Below are 20,030 nucleotides of genomic sequence, written 5' to 3' on the forward strand. Positions count from 1 at the left end.
TGCAGTATTTTCAAAAACTTTTAACCCTATTCTCTTGTAATCGGTAACTCCAACCAATTACTTAATTCTTGTGCTAACCAATCAAGTTCTTGTGTTGTCAGATAGCCATAGAAGCGGTTTTCGCTGTCCGTACTCAGCGATTGCCCGATGCGATAGCTAGAGCTGGCGTCTGTGTAATTGACTCCATCTGTAGCCCAAATTTTTAGCTCTGGCGGTACCTCCATAATGCCCGCTTCAGTATCGCGACGATAGAGGCGCTTCAGGTAAGTCAATTTATAGAGGTTACTGCGACTTGCCTGAAAAACCAGCCGCCGTATTTTCCACGCTATTTGAGTTACCTTGATTGACTTGCGATCGATATAAATGTGCGTGTTTACCCTGCTGATGTAAAAAGCTTGCCACAGGCTAGAAAGACCTACTCCTAAAAGAAATAAGCTGAACAAGATTAGTAGCCCATTACCACTAAACAAAGAGCCAATTAACGCCATCCACGAAAAAATCGTATAACAGAAGATAAAGGAAATTGAACAACCCGCTCCTGCATTAGTAGTTTCTGGAGGTAGAGATATCTCTAGAGCTTCTGCATTCTTGAGAAGTGAAATTTTACTGTCATGAGGTTTTTGCAGTATTAGAGGAGTTGATGTCGCTGATGCAACAGATGGGAGTTGCAGAAGAGAAGGCTGCTCTAATGTCGCGAGAGCTGCTTGAGCTGAACTAAATCGCTGCTTGCGGTTGGGATGGGTCATTTGCTTGAGCCATTGCACAAAGCTGGGAACTAGATGCGGCACGGGTTCAAACTGAAGAAGCAAATCTTCTTGTAACAAATCCGCGGGGTGTCTCCCTGTCACCAAGTAGATTAATGTTGCGCCTAAACTATAGAGATCGGAGGCTGGAAAAGCACGTCCGCTAAATTGTTCGGGTGGCATATAACCATAGGTTCCGACAATCGTCATCGTCCCGATTTCTCGGACAGCCGTTTGCACCGAACCAAAATCAACCAAGTAGATATCTCCAACCTGATGAGCAGAGCGATCGCTAGTTAATAAAATATTGCTTGGCTTAATATCCCGATGAATCACCGGAGGGTTGCCAGAGTGCAAGTAGCTCAATACATTCAGTAATGCTTTCGCGATTTGTGTTACCTCTTCTTCGCTAAATGTCCGTCCGCGCTTAATCCATTCCTGCAAGGACGTTGCAGGAATATAAGTTTGCACGAGTACAAATCCCTGACGATCGGGTAAGTGCAATTCAAAGGAATCAAGATAGCGGGGAATTGCCGGATGCGATAGAGATTTGAGGGTTTCTGCTTCTCGTTCAAACAGTTTTAAATCCTCCCAACGGAAGTCACTGTTAAAAGTGAGAATCTTAAGCACAACAAGTTCCTGGGTTTGTAAATCCTGCGCTAATAAGGTACGCCGTCCAGAATTGTGTCCCAATTGGCATTGAATGTGATAGCGATCGCGCAGTATCTGTTCTTCTCCTAGCATGGGAAATTATTGCTCCTGTGTGGTAATCAAGTTTTGCAGCAAGGCTATGTGAATTCCAAATGATGAGGATTCAACAAGGGTTTCATTTTTAACATTTCTGTTGTCTCTAAGGAGAATTGCGCCGAATTTACGGTTGTTTACCAACCTATTTCTCTTCAAAATCCCTTTCATCAATTTGCCTTGTTCGGGCGCTTCCGTGAGGTACAGGATGTAGTGTCGCCCGATACTCCATCCACTCTACTCCCGCCTCTCTTTTAATTTCCTTAAAATCTAAGGGTTTGCTGAATTCCGAGAACGAAGGGTTCTGCAAAAACTTTTGTTTTTTTTGCTCCCAATCTATTCCCATACTGAACTTTAAGCGACAGTTACAAGGGCTAATATTTACAATGTTCGTTTCTCGATTAGCCTGAACGTACACAAAACGGCGCGTCTTCCCAGAGACGCTATCTACAAGTTTTACAGCCGCATCGCGGGTCGTTCCATTAATAATTTTTAGCTTCCCAAATCCCTGCAAATCTTGAGGTGGGATAATATCAGTGCCGTTTGGAAGAGAAACAGGAGGACGGTTTGGGCTTGGTTTCCGTGCAGACTTTAAGGAGACTGGTACGGTAGATAGCTGCGTTCCTGGAGGTTGCGTTCTAGGGAGATAAATCATCATACCTAATAAGCTGGCAATAGATACTGCTGCTAAAACAATGCGTCTGGTCAAAAAAATTGCTGAAAACTGGTTGTAATTCCTCAGAAGAGTAGAGCGACTGTGGATAGTTTTTGAAGAAAATGATGCTAATTTGAGTTGTTCTATCTGAGGAGTTCGACCGCATTTAGAACAAGTCATTTTGTTTCCTAAAGCTCGACCTTTACTGACATAAAGCATTCCGCAATTGCAGTGCAGAATTTGCAACTTATTTTTCTGCATCGTTGGCTCCTTGGTTCTACCTTTCAACACCCAATAAACGATGAGTTGATGCTTCTCCGTTGAACACACAGCAATGCGAGTTTTATATACAAGGCTGTGCGCTCGCAGAATATATATCTTTGGATCATCAGCACTTATGCAATAGATGAAGAACTCGCTGGAATAGCCAACACTGTTTGTCGTTCAGATTTCTTGCAGGCGTTTCCCTGGAAGTAGCGTGAAGCTGACTCCGAAGGCGTTCCCGTTCCCCGGAATGCTCGCGCAGAACCCCAAGGGTTGCGATCGCAATTAGGCGATCGCAAAATATCTATTCTTCTCCTAGCATGGGGAATTACTACTCCTATCTGGCGTAGCAGGTTATGCAACTAGTTAATTCAGAGGAATTACTGGCCTTTCTATTGTTCCGGTAGCTGCTGTTTTAATTTATATGGATTAATTTTATATATACCTTGTCCTATAGTAAATTAGAAAAGCTTTGCAGTATTTATTTAAGTTTAATAACCGTTGTATATTTGAAATTTCTTCAACTCGAAAACTCAGCTAAGTTTGTGTAATTGGTACATTTAACCACTCACTTAATTCATGGGCTATCCATTCTTTTTCTACATTTGATTTGATACTGCTACTAATTTCTATTTTTTGGTTTTCACCCCAAATTTCTAAAGTATCTGGATATTGCTCTCTGTCTTTATTAATAAATTCGCCTGGATTATAAATTAATTTAGTAATATTTTTGATTGCGAGAAAAGACTCAAACTCAAATCCTAACAACTCATGGGTGAAGTAAATCAGCTCTGATTCTATACGCAATCGTCGTTTACCCAATAAAGAGTCGATAAGTGAATATGGGAAACATACCCAAAAAATTAATATCCATAAACTTAGAAACATTAATGGTAGCCAGAAGAAGAGTAGGAACAATATAGTTACCAAACCAAGAGAAAAAAACTGAAAAGTTAAAAACCAGGTTAAACCCCAAATAATTGGAGTAAGAAAAAACATACTAGCCCCAGCTTTGATTAAGTCAAAAAAGCCAGATGGAGGAATAAAAATTTCTATGCTATGTATGTTTTTGGTTAATTTGATTTTACTTCCGAATGGCTTTTTAACACACTTACAAATGAGATTTAACCGTGGTTCATTAAGCGATTGTAGCGCTAGCTTTGCAGAATCCAGACGCTCTTCCAACCTTGGTTCCGTCATCTGCTGCAACCAGTTGGTAAAGCTTGGAGTAAGATTAGCTTTTTGCCTAAATTGAACGCGAAAATCCTTTTGTGGTAAATCTGCGGGATGGGTTCCAGTTACTAAATAAATTAAAGTAGCACCTAAACCATAAAGATCAGAACTAGCAACAGTGCGTCCGCCAAATTGTTCGGGTGGCATATAGCCATAGGTTCCTACTATAGTCATTGTTCCACCTTTGCTGTCAGAAATAGTTTGCACAGAGCCAAAATCGACTAAATAAACGTTACCAACACTATTACCAGACCTATCGGTTAATAAAATATTACTTGGCTTGATATCGCGATGAATGACAGGTGGGTTTTGTTCGTGCAAGTAAATCAAAATTTCTAAAATAGATAGAGCTATTTCTTTTACTTCTTCTTCAGTGAAAGTTCGACCTGCTTGTAAATATTGCTCTAGAGTTTTTGCAGAAATATAGGTTTGTACTAGAGCAAATCCTTTTAGGTTTTGTAAATTTACATCGAAGTAATTTAAATAACGAGGAATCGAGGGATGGTTGAGTTTTTTTAAAGTTTCCGCTTCTCGCTCAAATAATTTAAGGTCACCCCATTCAAAATCACTACTTAATGATAGTAATTTAATAACTACTAATTCTGACGTATGCAAATCATGCGCTAGGATGGTTTTTCGTCCGTTTTTTTTTGCTTAACTCCTGCTGAATTTGATAGCGATCATCTAATATCTTATTCACTAGCATAAGCAATATTACTCCTTAAGATTTTCTGATTTTGATTGGAACAAACAGAATATTTGCTTAGCGATATTTCTAGTAATTATTTAATTTTATTGAATGGCTGCTCTGCCCTAATTTAATTTTTTAAAACTTGCTTACCTGCATATAAAATCGGCAAATCTAACCAAGTGCTTAATTCTTTTGCCAGCCATTGCACTTCTTCTTTGGGTAAATTTATGCTAGCACCAGGAAACTTATATTTATAAATCCCAGCCCAAATTTCTAATTGTGCGCCCACAGTTACTGAATATCTATTACCGTGAGAATTTTCACGTTGGTCAACGTATTCGGAGAAATAAACCAATTTGACAATTTCCTCTCGCGGTGATTCTGGAGCTAAATAAAATTTCAAAAATCCAAACAACTCTTTAGTAAAAATAACTTTTTCCTGGTTTATATAAAGTGTTTTACTAATAAAGTACGATGAAAGGAAATATAAGTACACTAATAAAAATATTATAGGTAGCAGATAAGTCATATTGAATTCAGCAAACAAAGCGTACAAGAACAGGGTTCCAATTCCTATAGCAAATGAAATAAAAATAAACGTTCCCAAAACCTCAAAAAAATCTAAGTGTTCTGGCGGCATGAAAATTTCTAGAAATTTGCTACTTTTTCTAAGTTGAATTCTCCTGATAAGTGGTCGATTGATAGCTACAAGATTGGGATTTTGATTCAAAGCTTGTAGAGCTTGGTATGCTGAATTAAAACGATTTTCTAAGTTTGGCTCGCACATCCGCCGCAACCAGTCACTAAAAGTCAGACTAAGATTCGTTTTTTGCTCGAATTGAATGCGAAAATCTCTCTGTGGTAAATCTGTAGGATGGACACCTGTTAATAAATAAATTAACGTTGCACCTAAACTGTATAAATCTGAAGCGGGAACTGTACGTCCACCAAATTGCTCTGGAGGCATATATCCATAAGTTCCCACTACTGTGCGAGTTGCGCCTTCTTGGGCGGCGACAGTTTGCACCGATCCAAAATCTACCAGATAAATGCCAACACTATTACCAGACCTATCGCCCAATAAAATATTACTGGGTTTAATATCTCGGTGAATCAATGACGGATTTTGACGATGTAGGTACATCAAAATTTTTAAGATAGCGTTAGCGATTTCTTTAACTTCTATCTCAGTAAAAATTCGACCTCCTTTGACATGATGTGACAAAGATTGTGCAGGAATATAACTTTGAACGAGAGCAAATCCTTTTAGCTCGGAAGCGTTTATCTCAAAATAGTCTAAGTAACGAGGAATAGCTGGATGTGACAAGTTTTTTAAAGCTTCTGCTTCCCGCTCAAACAGTTTGAGATCATCCCACTCAAAATCACTGTTAAAAGTCAGTAACTTGACAACCACTAATTCTCCAGTCGCTTGTTCGCTACACAAAATTGTCCTTCGACCAGCTTTTTTTCCTAATTCCTGGTGGATTTGGTAGTGCGCTCCTAAGATTTGACTATCCATTTGCTCACCTAATATTTTATCTTTTGTTATTGGTTACGTATTTGACGTTGCTACTACCCTTATGCCCTTTGAGTCACCTTTGTTAGGCACGAATGACAATTTATAGACAATGTTTCCTAAAGGTTAACAAACTGCTTGTATATATATCCCAGCGAGGAGAAGTTATGCAAAAGAGGGCAGAGAGTTTCAGCTACTGGATAATAATTAAGACTTTCTTAGTTTGGATATTGCACAGATTTGTCTAAAGTCGAATGTTTTGCACTGTTACTCGGACTCTCCGATAAGGGTGAAAGCCGCCCATTGTTTAGGATTGGGATATTGTTTCATTGCTGTCAGCATTGCTTGACGTAGTGCAACAGCTTTGTCAGGATTTTGTTGTAAATTGCGATAGAATTCTGTCATCAAAAAGGCTGTAGAATTATCATTAACTGCCCACAGCGAGACCATGACGCTGGGAACTCCCGCAGAAATTAAAGAGCGAGATAAGCCAACCACACCATCACCTGTAATGTCTCCGCGCCCCGTATCGCAAGCGCTGAGAACCACTAAATCGGCGCTTAGTTTCATATCAAAGATTTCGCCTGCGGTAAGTAAGCCATCAACTACGTCGTCAGGTTTACCAGAAGGAGCAAGCGCGATCGCTCCCGGTACACCGAATCCTTTAAAATCATGAAGTAAGCCGTGGGTAGCCAGATGGATGATACGAGCTTTCTGCATTTTCTGCATTACCGCCGTTTTGGTGGCATTGCTACCTGTAAGTGCTTTGGTATTGAATAATTTAGCAATTTGAATTGCTTCTTTTTCTGCACCAGGCAGAGGCTCTAAGCTTGCCTCCAATTTCCCAATTTTAATTTTAGGCATGGTAGGATTGCCGACAACCAGCACATCCTTAGCTAATCTTTGACTGTTCTGCTTCTGCTTACGGGTTAAGTCCAAAACTTGGATTGCAGGAGCGGTGAGGATGGTATGTTTTTCGATTAAGTATTTGCTTTGCTCGTCTTGCAGCGCGGGAAAGGGAACGAGAAATAGGAATTCTTGCGGGATAAAGATGACTCGCTCATTGGAGTCTTTTGGTAGCAAGTCTGCAATGGGTGCGATGAGGATTTTATGGAGTTGCTGTAATTTTTCGGTTGGGTTTTCGGGTTGAGGATTTGTGGGAGTTACTTCAAAGATACTGCGGCTTCTGACACCAATATCATCACGGCTGGTGGTAACGAGGTCTTGTAAGGATTTATTCGATGTTTTTTTTAGATCGACTTGTTTAAAGGCAATCTTACCTGTGGATTTGATGACCCAGATGTAGATTTTTGATTGCTGCCATTCTTCTTTTCCTTGAAATTTAAACGGGTCATAAAGAATTGAATATTGAACAAGTGTGGCGTTTTGTTTTTGGGCAATTTGCTTAATTTCTTGAAGGGTTGGGGGTGTGATATTGGGTTGATTGCTGGGGTTTTGTGATAGCTTGGAATCTAATAAATTTACTAAAGCACGGCCGCGACTACGTTCAGCAATTAAGAGTGCTTTGTCAAATTTATTCTGAGCAACTAAAGCTTGTTGCAGAAAGCGGTATGAATTAGATTGCTGTTCAAAAATAGAGATTTTCTGGTCATCTTTTAAGTTTCGCGGTCGTAGAGATTCCCAAGCTTCAATTGCTGCAATTAACGTGGTTTCGGCTTGAGAATATTGACCAAGAGTATTGTAAACAAATCCAATATTGGTGAGTGTAGCACCTTCTCCTGCCTTGTTACCAATTTTTTTATCAATGGCTAAGGCTTGTTGATAATTCTCTAAAGCTTGATGGTATTGTCCCAGGTCGTTGTAAACTAACCCAATATTATGGAGTGTATTACCTTCCATCACCTTGTTGCCAATTTGTTTGTGAATAGCTAAGGCTTGTTGATAATTCTCCAAAGCTTGAGGGTATTGTCCCAGGTTGTTGTAAACTAACCCAAGACCAGTGAGCGCAGTACCTTCTGCTGCCTTGTAACCAATTTGTTTGGCAATGGCTAAGGCTTGTTGATAATTCTCCAAAGCTTGAGGGTACTGTCCCAGATTGCGGTAAGCTTCTCCAATATTGATGAGCGTATTACCTTCCATCACCTTGTTGCCAATTTGTTTGTGAATAGCTAAGGCTTGTTGATAATTCTTTAAAGCTTGAGGGTATTGTCCCAGGTTGTTGTAAACTAACCCAATATTGTTGAGCGTAGTACCTTCTGCTGCCTTGTCACCAATTTGTTTGTGGATAGCTAAAGCTTGTTGATAATACTCCAAAGCTTGAGGGTATTGTCCCAGATTGCGGTAAGCTTCTCCAATATTGTTGAGCGTAGTACCTTCTGTTGCCTTGTCACCAATTTGTTTGGCAATGGCTAAGGCTTGTTGATAATTCTCCAAAGCTTGAGGGTATTGTCCCAGGTTGTTGTAAACTGTCCCAATATTGTTAAGCGTAGTACCTTCCATTGCCTTGTCACCAATTTGTTTGGCAATGGCTAAGGCTTGTTGATAATTCTCCAAGTCTTTTGGGTACTGTCCCAGGTTGTTGTAAACTAACCCAATATTGTTGAGCGTAGTACCTTCTCCTGCCTTGTTACCAATTTGTTTGGCAATGACTAAGGCTTGTTGATAATTCTCCAAAGCTTGAGGGTACTGTCCCAAGTTGCGGTAAGCTTCTCCAATATTGTTGAGCGTATTACCTTCCATCGCCTTGTTGCCAATTGCTTTGGTAATAACTAAAACAGTTTGAAACGTATTCAATGCTTCTCGAAACTGACCTTTATTGAATTGCTGAAAACCTAATTCGCTCAACCGTAATGCTTCGTCATTTCGTTCATCTCCTGTCTGCGCCTGCGCCAAAACCGTATTGCTTCCCCAAGTAAGCCCTACCACTTGTAACGGACAACTCAACGAGATGAGCAAGGTTGCAGTAACAACGCTAAGGCGACGCAGATTATAATTCATAGCAGAATTCTCTAGCAGTGGGTTAGCGAACTGCTTATATATATCTCCCATCTTGGGAGGTTATGTAAAAATTCACTCAACTTCTTCCCAAAGATTCCGAAGAGTGCGCTGTTCGTAAATATTTTGACAATTTCCTTGCCTCAGTTGAGGATGAAATTGCTCAACAGCGGTTTCAGATGCTTTTTTCTTTCCTTCTAAATCCGTGAGTCTCTAATCGCTTACCTGAAAGGCGATTGATAAAGTAGCCATCTCTGAAGTGTTCATGGGTATGGCTTCTACAGCGATTCCACCACGCTCACCACTCAAATCATCAAGTAAATCCCCCATCACCTCAACTGGCTCTTTTAACTCCAACGCTCCTCTATCTTGATTTAGTTCAGCGGCTAGAGATGCTAATGTCTTGACAGCTCTTTCTAAGGGTGAACGGCTGACAATTACTAGCGCTTCTCCTGTTCCGGTTGCGATCGCTCTCAATTTCATCTGTTGCGGGTCGCCAATTAGTTGCGTTTGATTGGGTCGTAATTTCATCGTCTCATTTGACGCAGGCCACTGATAGGGAAACACCACCACTAATCCCCCAGTCGAGTCAATCAGTAGAGTTGTCAGATAGAGGTCGCTAGACTCGTGATTGGTAACTCGAAACTGAAATAGTTTATTCACTGGTAACTTATTAGCATAAGTTTGTTCCAACTCCTGACGAGTGTTTCTACCTCGACTGGAAGTTCTAGCAAGGGTTTGATTGGGTTGTTCTACCAAGTTCATCGAAACTTCTACAGAAAGCTGCGAAGAATCGGCATTCAAAGTCTTTTTAATAATCCGAACTGCTAACAGAGATTTGAGTTTAGCTGCCAGACGCTCCACCGCTGCCGTTACCGATTCCCCTGGTTCGCCAAAGGATTTCGGCACCAGTTCCAGCCCTTCGGTAAATAAACCAATACTGCCGACGGCTGGAAGATTTGCCCCTTGCTTTTGCAGTTTTTGCTGATAATCTGCCGTCATCCGACTGAAGATGTACTGCACCCCTCCCGGATAGGGGACATTTCCAGATTGTGCAGGCACCGCTGCAATGCGATTAATCGCGGAGAGTTCCTGTTTAGCCGCGTTCGTCTCTCCTGCTAAAGACGGATCGAGACCAATGCTTAACTTCAAATCTGCTGGCACAACCCGACTTGCTTCTTGCAGCAGCGTCCCTGGTTTTAGAGATGTATTAGTTGCTTTGTCTACCAGTTTCGCTTCTCCCCTTAAGCCGCTACGAGGAGAGATTAATTGCAATTTTCCCGATGTTTGCCCTTTGTCATCGACAATTGCGAATGTAGCACCGGGTTGGAAAGCTTCTAGACTTTCAGAGTCTACTCCTCCCAACCACAAAGTTGCCTTATCGCCTTCTACTTTGGTAATTACGGCATCAGTCGGAGGGAGTTGTTTGTTGATGAAATAAACTGGTTTTTTGGGGTCGCCATCTGCTAAAGGAACTTGACTAGAAAGTGAATTTATGCCAGTAGTGATTTGAGCGATCGCGCTTCCCACCGTATCGGTTTTTTGCCAGAGATACTGCGTCATCAGGTAAGTAAACGCACCAGCAGAAAAGCCATCGAACTCAGCATCTAAAGCTTCTTCTTCTCGTTGAGCAGAGGCAAAAACAACCCCTTTTGCAACACCTGCACAGCGACGACGAGAGAGTTCGGCTTCGGACAGTTGCAGCCGTTCCATCCAGCCTTTTTGATAGGCGATTTCTTCAGGGCTGGGATTGAGTTTATCACCAGGTACGGAACGCACTCGAAAGTTACCACGAGTACCACCACCAGAGTAACAACTATCTAGTACGACTGTGACATTTTCTGTGTTTAAAGCCGACATCAACAAAAACAATGTGCGTCCCATGATGTCCGGTGCTAAACCTTTTTGTCCTTCATCGGCAACGACTAAAGTGCTATTAAATTCATCATTGAATGCCTGATTAGAACAACCTTGGATAGGATTAGGGTCGCGCAATCGAGAACCGTGACCGGAAAAATGGAAAACAACCACATCTCCCGGTTTAGCTTGTTTAATTAAGTGTTCTTCAAACGCTGTCAAAATATTGTTGCGAGTCGGCTGTTGAGCGGGAGCTTGATTGCTCGTCAACTTGACAATATCACTGGGATTAAAACCAAAACGATGAACCAAGAGTTCTTCTTGCAAAGCGACATCCGTAACGCATCCTTCCAGATTTCTAAGAAAGCGATCGTTGGCTGGATAATCATTAATTCCCACTAAAAGAGCAAGCTTGCGGGAGGTATTTTGCGCCAGAACTTGAGCGTAGCGATTTCCTTTGTTGATAATATCTAACTGGCTCAATCCCAAAGTAGTTATAGTTGAGCCAGCGAATTGTAAGAAATGACGGCGAGAAATACGGGACATTACTAATTCCTCCTAGTATCCTATTCGGGAATATTTAAGTAGGGGCGAAGTATACCCTTTGGAAAGGATATGCTTCTCCCTACACGTAAATTCTGATTACTCAACCGATGCTCCTACTCAGCTTCACCAATTAAGGTAAAAGCTGCCCAAGCTCTAGGATTATCGCGGTGTGTTTCCATCATCTTGAGCATTGCTTGGCGCAAGGATTGGGCTTTATCAAGTTTCTTTTGGTAAAGATTAGTATAAAACTCGGTCATTAATTCAGCCGTGGGAGCATCAGGAACAGCCCACAGGGAGACAACAACGCTGGGAGTACCGGCGATAAACAAAGAGCGGGATAGTCCAATTACCCCATCACCCGTGATGCGCCCGCGTCCGGTGTTGCAAGCACTCAGGACAACTAAATCTGCATTTAGTTTCAGATTAAGGATTTCTTCGGCAGTGAGTAGACCGCGATCGCTGCTAGTGGGTGCGAGTGCGATCGCGCTTTGCAATCCCTGGAAATCATCAAATAAGCCGTGGGTTGCCAGATGCACAATTCTAGCTTGAGATATTCGTGATAAAACAGCAGTTTTGGTGGCTGCATTGCCAGTAAGGGCGTTGGTGTTCAATAAAGGAGCAATCTCTTCGGCTTCTCGTTTTGCTCCTGGTAAGGAAGCTAGCTGTTGCGGCTTTTCTCCAATTTTAGGCGCTACGCTGGGCATGGTGGGATTTCCTATGATGATGGCATCTTTGGCGGATGCTTGCTTCACCTTTTCCCGTGAGGCGCGTGTTAGTTCTAGTACCTGAATTGAAGGTGCGGACAAAATTGTATGTTTTTCAATTAAGTATTTGCCATCTTTATCTTGCAGTGCGGCGAAGGGAACTACAAATAATTCACCTTGCGGGACAAAAATTACACGCTGATTTTGGTCGGTGGGCAGAAGGTCGGCGATGGGCGAAATTAATAGTTGATGAAGTTGCTGTAAGCTTTTGGCTGAGTTTTCTTGATTACCTGGATTTACAACTTCTGCTTTAAAAATACTGCGATCGTCTACTCCGATTGAGTCACGGCTAGAGCTAACAAGGTCTTTTAAAGAGGTATTTTTTTGCTGCAATGGTTTTAGGTCAACTTTGCGGAAGGTTACTTCGCTTGTAGGTTTAATCACCCAAATGTAAAGGTCTGTTTGCTTGACTTGCGATTTATTTTGACTTTTAAAGTCATCATCAATAATTGAATATTGAACGAGAGTCGCATTTTGAGCTTTGGCAATTTGTGTAATTTGGGCAATATTTGGTGGTGGTGGGGAAGTAACGTTACCTCTAGTTTCTGAAGATAATCTCTTTACCAATAGCTCCACAAATGCTCTTGCACGCCCTCGTTCAGCAATTTCTAAAGCATCATTAATGTTATTTTGGGCAATAAAAACTTGTTGGAGTAGACGGTAGATACTAGCCTGGGTTTCAAAAATTGATACTTTATTGCTATCACTCAATCCTGACCGTAGAGACTCTAAAGCCTTAATTCCAGCAGTTAGGGTTTCTGTAGCTTCCGCTAGCTTCCCAGATTGATAGAGGTTACTACCCATATTTCTCAGAATTCGTCCTTCACCTGGATAATTCTCTATTTTCCTGGAAATAGTTAAAGCTTGTTGAAAAAGTTTCAGCGCTTGGGAATAATCACCTTGATTATCATAAGTTTTACCCATGTTGTTAATAGCTGTTTCTTCACCACCAAAGCTGCCAATTTTCCTATATATAACTAGAGATTGCTGATAAAAATCTAATGCTTGCGAATATTGACCTTGATATCTATAAAATTCGGCAATATTGTTGAGTAGCGCTGCTTCCAGACCAGTCACGCCAATTTTTCTAGCAATAATTAAAGCTTGCTGATACAAATTTAATGCTTTGGAATAGTCACCCTGGCTCATATAAACTGTTCCCATTGAATTCAGAACAAGAGCTTCTCCATTTTTGTTATTAATTTTTCTGCTTACATTCAAAGCTTGCTGATAAGTTTCCAGTGCTTGATTATATTGACCTAAATCATAATAGATAACTCCCAAGCTAAGGAGGGTTACTACTTCACCTTGAAAATCACCAACTTCTCTACGAATAACTAAGGCTTGCTCGTATAATTCCAATGCTTGAGAATATTGACCCAAACCATGATAAATCGTTCCAAGGTTACTAAGAGTTACCCCTTCGCCTTCGCGATCCTGAACTTTTCGACGAATAGATAAGGCTTGCTGAAAGAAATCTCGTGCTTGAGCATATTGATCTGAGCTTCTATAAACTGAGCCAATGTTGTTAAGTGCAGTTCCTTCGTTCCAGCGATCGCCGAGTTTTCTGAAAATCTCTAAACCTTGCCGATAAAATTTCAGGGCTTCTGGATATTGGCTGAGACTGCGATAAATTAACCCGATGTAGTTCACGGTTAATGCTTCGCCTTTGGTATCTTTTAGTTCCCGATAAATTAAGAGCGCTTCTTGAAAAGACTGTAATGCTTCCTGAAATTGGCTAGTCTTATACTGCTGATTACCTTGCTGATAAAGTTTATCTGCTTGCGCCTTCCTCTCCTCAACCGTCTGCGCCATCACCGCAGATCCACTAAATGTCACCGGAAAATTCAGCCAACAAGTCTGCAACCCAGTCAGTAGAACTGTGCTAGACGCAAGCAAGAAAAATCTTTTTAATTCCATAGCTGTAGGAGTGCGATCGCAGCGTTTAAGATATTGTCCGCTTACATATAATATCCTTGGGCAAGGGGTACTTATGTAAAAACCCAAGCCGTAGCCTATTGAGATGCAGAAACGTTTGGCTCATCTTCTGCACAGAAATCATGAGCTTGAAGAAGCGCGATCGCATTCCTTAATTCCGCTGAGGGATTTGGCACCGAATAGAGTTCCCGCAGCGCATCTGACCAGAGTTCGCGTTCGGCAAAATAGTAGGCTTTCTCCATTGCCAAAGCCTCTGGTGATGGGTCTTTAAGCTGCTGTACGAGTGCTATTGAGATCAATTCGGCTGAAATGCGATCGCGTGTTTCCGGTTCCATCACTTGAAACATGACGCTGGTTTCAATTGGGTACGGCTCTGAAGCAGACAATTTCCATACATAAGACTGTCCAGGTTGCAATGGTTCACCATCATAAACCGCCCTTGTCTCTCCTTTAATTGGTCGCTCCCAGAATGCCTCCTTATTCCCCTGACGAGATAGCTCAATTCGCGTTACCGTTCCTCCTGGGATATTCCAGAGGAACAGAGGGCGATCGCTCCAAATCTCAAGGATTTCCCCTTGCTTTGAATAAAGCGAATCTGCGTCTACCAGTTTAGAGGGAGCGATCGCGCAAATCGCTCCTCCTCTCCCGCCCCCTCCTTTCCTTTTACGACGTAATTTCTTCCAGATATCACCCCACGATAAAGCTAGATATGTCTCATTGCTTTCTGTTAGGACGGGATGCGGTTGTTGTCTAATTGCCGCTTGTAGAGGCACTGAGGAAGAAGTTGTAATCAAGGCAGATATTAACAAAATGGATTGGAGTTTTTTTAAGTTAGACATGAGACTTTTCCCTGAATGCTAAACGAATATAATTCCAAAACAAAACTGTTGGTAAAAACCAAGGTAATAACATCGCCGCCGATATATAGATTTGCAAGGAGGCGATGATATAAATGGTTGTAGCCGTTCCTAACTTTATTACCCAGCGTTGCCGTTGATGAAGATTATCCTGTAACATCAGCGTTACGCCTTTCCCCAGCAATCCTGAAAGTAAAATCATCCATAAATCGGGGATAGGTATCACCAATCGCCCCGTTAATAAATGATGAAGCATATAAGCATGAGCTTCACCGCCAGGAAAATTTTCCTCCTCCCAACCGCGCCAGAAACCGACAGCTAAAGGAATCGCATAATTATCTTCATTTTCTCCTTCTAACCCGGCTCCTTTATATCCACCTGGAGTAATCAACACCACTTCATTCTTAAAGGTGTCTGGTACTTTTCCTTTTCCTAGGCAATCTCCTAGTAACTTACAGGCAGAAATGCGTTCGTAGGCAGATTCGGGGGGAATAGAAAAGTCAATAATTGGATGGAACCACGCTTGAATAAAATTTTGAGAAAAGCGGGTAAGTGAATGAAGGCGGATTTCTTGTAAAAAAGCTATTTTCTGGTTGGGTTGGCTTATTTGATTTAAATAGTTAATCGCTGAGGAATTAAAATTTGTTCGAGCCTGCAAATTGGGTTGCGGTAAATTCAGTGGTAATTCTTGATTCAACACATACGCTATCGCTAAGAGATAAGCAAAAGGATACATCTGTGAACTTTTGGGTTCTGCTGGCAAAAGTTCAACATACCAAGGGAAGAACATGATATCCCCTTCCAAACTCCAATTGAGGTTGGCAATATCCTTGCTTACCCCTGACCTAGGAGTGGATTCTCCCTCTCCAGAACCAAATACCAACCAAGTATTTTTATTAACAATATTCTGTACAGATTGCTTTAGTTTTAAACTGTTATTCGGTTGCTTTTTATCATCTAAGATATAATCAATGCCGACGGTTTTAGCTTCTAATTCAGAAACCCGATTCAACAGTAATGCTACATAACGATAATCGATAGGGTAAATTTGTTTAATTTTATCCGCATCAGCCTTTAAAGATTCCTCATCAATTTGGATAAGTCGCACGGGTGAACTTCCTTTGGCTGGCACTTGGAAGGTGACTTGGCGATAGAAGGCTTGAAGTAAAATGCGCGGTTCTAATAATAAGTTTTGTACGGGTGGCAATAAACTTAAAAACAGGATAGCGCCTAGCCACCAGGCTTCTTTTTTCGTTGGCAACCAGCGGTTTAGTGTGTCAAAAAAGCCAAAAGGTTTAATGCAAAACAGCTCGGCTTCTGGATGCCGAAATAGGGAGGGAACCAGGTAAGCAGAAGGGTAGGAAAGATGCTTTTCCTGTTGTTTAAGAAATAAACTTGCCTCCAGCAAAGCTGAATGAACATCCTTGTATTGAGTCAAACTGGCGAGAAACTGCACCAAAAATTCTTGTGCTACCTGATTGTGAATCGGTTCCCGCATTACTGCTACCTGGCTCAATCCCAAGTTAATCAAGGATTCGGCAATATTCATGCCACTACACGAGTTGAAAATTGCAAACTGAAGTCCCCGTTTTTTCGCCTGTTTCAGTGACTCTTCAATTTCCCAAATCGAGATTGAGGTGTGTGGTGCAATGCCTAATTCTCCACCCGTCAGGACAGTTTCATTACTGTGTCCGGCAAAAAATAAGATATCCCAACCTGGCTCAGATGCGATCGCTTTCTGGATCTCCATTTTCAGTGCATCAGCATCAAAAAATCGAGCCTCTATACTCTTAGGGATATTCAGTTCAGCTTTCCCCTGGTTCCGTTTCCAACCAATCAACTGAATATCTGCAACACGATCAAGCGATCGCAGTGCTTCTCGATCAGCTTCCAAATTCAAGCCAGTGTCATCCCCTAAAATCGCTAAAACCCTAGCTTTACGGCGAATCGGACGAACGGGTTCATTCAGAATATTGGCGGGAGTGCGAGCAATGCGTATTTGTTGAGTAGCACCCAAATCCGTCCCAATTTCCCAAATTTCCCACGGTAATCGCGCCAGTTCTAGAGGAGTGCAAGTCAGGAACACCTCAACCGTATGATGTTCCGGTTTATGAGCCGCCTTGACAATCTCGCGGCGAATACTAACTAATTCAGGAGTGAGCAACCAGTGTTGAAATTCTTCCCCTAGCTGAACCTCTGCATTCACCAGTTCGCGATGTCGATCAACTGGGAGAGTGCCTTTACCGCTGATGACCTTGTGCCCTCGCAGCCGCCTATAGTAGTTGAGATAGGCGCTTTGCCACTGTTCGTAACTCCTGGTCAGCGAGAGGGGATAATTCAGCTCTACAGAGAGTATTTTTCCTTTCCCCCAAGACAACTCAAAGTCGCAAACAGTGCCAACTTGCTTAACCCTAAGCTTAAAAACTATTCTATCCATCATTTAATTTTGGATTTTGGATTTTGCGGAGGTCGGAGTTGTCCTGCCTCTGATGATTTTCGAGGAGTTATAAAATAAATTCAAACGGCGGCAAAGTTTGGAATTCCCCAGTTTCCGAGGTAATGGTTGCGAGAAATTTATCTTGATAAGTCCCCGCCACTTGAGTAAAAATATAGTCCTCGTCCCCATCTAAGTGCAGTGTATCTTCTGCCAAAACTTCCACGCGATCGCTTACGCGCAACGTCATCTCATCGTGAGATTCATTTCCAGAAATCGCCTTTAATATCAGCAATAACGTCCAGCCATCATCATCCGGGAAAGACCAGGTAACAGCATACAGCCGCACCCGATTTACTAGGGTTAAGTCTCGGTAAGCACGACCCGTATTGGCTGGAATCTCTAACTGATTATTGCGACTAATTTCTATCAAAATTTCATCTAATTCTTGAGATGGGTTTTGTTCGTTTCTGCGAAGGGAGAATGATGCTGGCAACTCTCTTAGTGGCTCAGTTCCGCGCAAAGGAGACGGTGCTGGCAAGGCTTCCCAGGACAATTCTTGCATTACTTCATCCACTTGGTTGCGTAACCAGTTCCTGACATTTACTGCTTGCTGAGTCAAGATTTGCAGCAACTCTGATAGATGGTTGGTAACGGTTGCTGTATTCTCAGTTAGCGGCTGGTAGAGCCAATTAAGTAAATCCGGCGTCGTTAGGACTGCTGTTCCCTGCTCCCACGTCAAGATTTGCCACAAAGGACGATTACGCAGTTGGGGTAATAATGTTAATAGGGTAGCCTGCATTCGAGCTAGGGTATTCTGACGATTTGTTGGGATTTCAGGTAAAGGAATTGCTGATGGAACTAAACATTGCAAATAAAGCAATAGTTCATTAGGTTCGCGATTAAACCAAGCAAGCGGAATCTGATAATTCCAATCACCTTCGGGTTCTAATTGTGGTAAATAATTCATCATTTGATCGTGACGCAGAAAACCTCTAATTGCTGCAACTTCCAATTCTTCCTCAATACCAATAAATACATAAAAATGAGCTGCAAATTCTGGCAAATCTACTACGGCTCTAGGGATAGTAAGTTCTTTGTCGGTTAAGGTGATGGTAGAAATTAAACAAACTTTAAATTCGCCAATTCTCAAATTAAAAACGGCGTCAATTGCATTAGCATACTGAGGTTGTAAAACTGAAGAATGTTCTTTATCTAGATAAATCTCCGGTTCTCGTTTACGCAGCCATTCTTCAAAACTAAATAAACTTAAAGCTTGAAGATAAATTTGCCATTTTCGGTCTTCATTCCCTACTTGGTTGCTCAATTGTACAGCTTGGTCAAGCTGCTCCGATTCTAAGGGAATTGTTTCTGGCAATTCTTCAAGTTCGACCCAATCATCTGTCAAATCTGTTAAGTAATTCATGCTCGTTCTTCTTTCTGGCTATTCAGATGGTTACAAATAGTTGCCGCTAGTTGACTGTTCATCACTCGATTGTGTCCTATGTGAGATTCTTTTTTCGCCTTCTCAATCTCTGTAGAAATCTCTTTATCTAAAATGAATTGGACTTTTGACTCCAAATCTTGGAGCTGCACAGGATTAACGTAACATTGAGCTAACTTTAAAACGCAAGCTCTCAAGCACAATAAGGTTCGGCGTCCAATATCACTGCGTAAGTTTTTGAGTTCCAGCAGGCGACTTACTTGAGGCTGGTCTTTTAAGCCAAGTTGGGGAGCAATTTCTTTCATAGGAACTCCCTGACAGTGAAATAAATGAAGTGCCTTGAGGAAGTTTTGCGCTTTCTGATTTTTTTTTGATTGCAAATAGATAAAGCGAGCTTGAATAACCTGCTTGACAGACTGAGATAAACAGGTATTAAATTGCTGGTGATAACCTGCTAAGAACTCAGATTGCTCATTAGAATTATCCTCACAGGATGTTCTATTTATTTCCGCGGAATTTCTTGAATTATCTAACGGTAAGCCTTTGCGAGTCCGGAGGCGTTCGGCTCTGAGTAACTGCGCGAGTTCTTGCAATTCTCTTAAGATTTGTTCGGGAAATATTGTCCCAGTGGTTGACAATTGTTCAGCCATTTGACGCAATTGCGAGGCGGTTGGGTCTGGATATCGGCTTTTCTCTCCAGCCTTGCGGTGCTGCAAAAGTTGGGTGCGATAAATCTGATGGTAGCTATCAAGTAGCTGAAGTGCTTGGTTGATTTCTGCTGGTGTCCGGTCAAACTCTAATAAAACTCGCTGTAATCGTCCGGGGTTCATGTAACTCAGAATCATCCAGTCAGTTACTTGCTCAATTCCGTGTTCGAGTAAGAATCGTTTGAGGAAGCGATCGCTTTTTACCATCCTGACCGTCCAAGTAGATAATTTACTCTTATCGGGGTCAAAGGTTTGCAAAATTCGAGCGGTTACAGATGGATAGTTTGTCCGGCTTTCATCCATTTCCTGACGCGGAGAACGCAAAGTGCTATCGAGTACCAACGGCAACAGCTCCATACTGGTGAAGTCATGGTTTTTGCCAAACTTCTGCTCTAGTTCTAAGCAAAATTCTTGAATTTGATGAGAGATAAAGCAGCGCAGACACACCTCAGCCATCTGGCGGCGACGGTCATCGTTCTGGAACCACTGCATGAGTTGGCGTTGAATTTCCCGGTCTGGCATATCCTCTCGGTCAGAGAGTTCGGGAAATTGAGTCAAGAAAAAGGCTTTTGCCGACTCAACTTCTTCAGTTCGACACTTGCCGAAACTATCAATTCTCATCAAAAGCCAGTATCTCGATGCCGTACCCATCGTTATTTCACTCAATTGTGCAAATGCAAAG

12 protein-coding genes are annotated in these 20,030 nt (G+C 41.8%); all 12 read right to left on the reverse strand.

The window, feature by feature from the left end:
- Positions 1–26 precede the first annotated feature (26 nt).
- The 12 genes from NC996_RS13695 to NC996_RS13750 all read right to left on the reverse strand — a co-directional run bounded on the left by NC996_RS13695 (position 27) and on the right by NC996_RS13750 (position 19,969).
- On the reverse strand, positions 27–1,487 hold the full coding sequence (locus NC996_RS13695; RefSeq protein ID WP_190689201.1) for a serine/threonine-protein kinase: 1,461 nt from the start codon (positions 1,485–1,487) through the stop codon (positions 27–29).
- Positions 1,488–1,632: 145 nt separating this feature from the next.
- Positions 1,633–2,403, reverse strand: a complete 771-nt coding sequence (locus NC996_RS13700) for a hypothetical protein (protein WP_190689204.1) — start codon at positions 2,401–2,403, stop codon at positions 1,633–1,635.
- Between the two features lie 134 nt (positions 2,404–2,537).
- Positions 2,538–2,768 (reverse strand): hypothetical protein, encoded by a 231-nt coding sequence (locus NC996_RS13705; protein ID WP_190430751.1) that lies wholly within the window; start codon positions 2,766–2,768, stop codon positions 2,538–2,540.
- 175 nt (positions 2,769–2,943) lie between these two features.
- Positions 2,944–4,254 (reverse strand): serine/threonine-protein kinase, encoded by a 1,311-nt coding sequence (locus NC996_RS13710; RefSeq protein WP_242037688.1) that lies wholly within the window; start codon positions 4,252–4,254, stop codon positions 2,944–2,946.
- A 203-nt stretch (positions 4,255–4,457) separates the two neighbouring features.
- Complete coding sequence (locus NC996_RS13715; RefSeq protein WP_190689207.1) at positions 4,458–5,849, reverse strand: serine/threonine-protein kinase; 1,392 nt, start codon at positions 5,847–5,849, stop codon at positions 4,458–4,460.
- A gap of 264 nt (positions 5,850–6,113) precedes the next feature.
- Complete coding sequence (locus NC996_RS13720; protein WP_190689210.1) at positions 6,114–8,804, reverse strand: tetratricopeptide repeat protein; 2,691 nt, start codon at positions 8,802–8,804, stop codon at positions 6,114–6,116.
- Positions 8,805–9,014: 210 nt separating this feature from the next.
- Positions 9,015–11,204: a caspase family protein gene (locus NC996_RS13725; RefSeq protein WP_190689213.1), complete on the reverse strand. Its 2,190-nt coding sequence runs from the start codon at positions 11,202–11,204 to the stop codon at positions 9,015–9,017.
- 113 nt (positions 11,205–11,317) lie between these two features.
- Entirely contained in the window at positions 11,318–13,867 is a 2,550-nt protein-coding gene (locus NC996_RS13730; protein ID WP_348259999.1) for a CHAT domain-containing tetratricopeptide repeat protein, read from the reverse strand.
- Positions 13,868–13,983: 116 nt separating this feature from the next.
- Complete coding sequence (locus NC996_RS13735) at positions 13,984–14,745, reverse strand: DUF928 domain-containing protein (RefSeq protein WP_190689219.1); 762 nt, start codon at positions 14,743–14,745, stop codon at positions 13,984–13,986.
- Positions 14,738–17,203 carry a CHASE2 domain-containing protein gene (locus tag NC996_RS13740; RefSeq protein ID WP_199303313.1) on the reverse strand — a complete coding sequence of 822 codons (2,466 nt, stop codon included), beginning with the start codon at positions 17,201–17,203 and terminating at the stop codon, positions 14,738–14,740. Before NC996_RS13740 ends, NC996_RS13735 begins: the two co-directional genes overlap by 8 nt.
- A 64-nt stretch (positions 17,204–17,267) precedes the next feature.
- Positions 17,268–18,623 (reverse strand): DUF1822 family protein, encoded by a 1,356-nt coding sequence (locus NC996_RS13745; RefSeq protein WP_190689222.1) that lies wholly within the window; start codon positions 18,621–18,623, stop codon positions 17,268–17,270.
- Positions 18,620–19,969, reverse strand: coding sequence for a hypothetical protein (locus NC996_RS13750; RefSeq protein ID WP_348260000.1), 1,350 nt, complete (start codon positions 19,967–19,969; stop codon positions 18,620–18,622). The genes NC996_RS13745 and NC996_RS13750 overlap by 4 nt, the downstream gene beginning before the upstream one ends.
- Positions 19,970–20,030 lie beyond the last annotated feature (61 nt).

Origin of the sequence: Trichocoleus sp. ST-U2, from assembly GCF_039961875.1 — a bacterium.
Lineage (GTDB): Bacteria > Cyanobacteriota > Cyanobacteriia > Cyanobacteriales > FACHB-T130 > FACHB-T130.

Coding starts and splice junctions, on each gene's coding strand:
- NC996_RS13740 (WP_199303313.1), bottom strand. CDS start 17,203: ATGATGGATAGAATAGTTTTTAAGCTTAGGGTTAAGCAAGTTGGCACT.
- NC996_RS13715 (WP_190689207.1), bottom strand. CDS start 5,849: ATGGATAGTCAAATCTTAGGAGCGCACTACCAAATCCACCAGGAATTA.
- NC996_RS13745 (WP_190689222.1), bottom strand. CDS start 18,623: ATGAATTACTTAACAGATTTGACAGATGATTGGGTCGAACTTGAAGAA.
- NC996_RS13720 (WP_190689210.1), bottom strand. CDS start 8,804: ATGAATTATAATCTGCGTCGCCTTAGCGTTGTTACTGCAACCTTGCTC.
- NC996_RS13750 (WP_348260000.1), bottom strand. CDS start 19,969: ATGAGAATTGATAGTTTCGGCAAGTGTCGAACTGAAGAAGTTGAGTCG.
- NC996_RS13700 (WP_190689204.1), bottom strand. CDS start 2,403: ATGCAGAAAAATAAGTTGCAAATTCTGCACTGCAATTGCGGAATGCTT.
- NC996_RS13735 (WP_190689219.1), bottom strand. CDS start 14,745: ATGTCTAACTTAAAAAAACTCCAATCCATTTTGTTAATATCTGCCTTG.
- NC996_RS13725 (WP_190689213.1), bottom strand. CDS start 11,204: ATGTCCCGTATTTCTCGCCGTCATTTCTTACAATTCGCTGGCTCAACT.
- NC996_RS13695 (WP_190689201.1), bottom strand. CDS start 1,487: ATGCTAGGAGAAGAACAGATACTGCGCGATCGCTATCACATTCAATGC.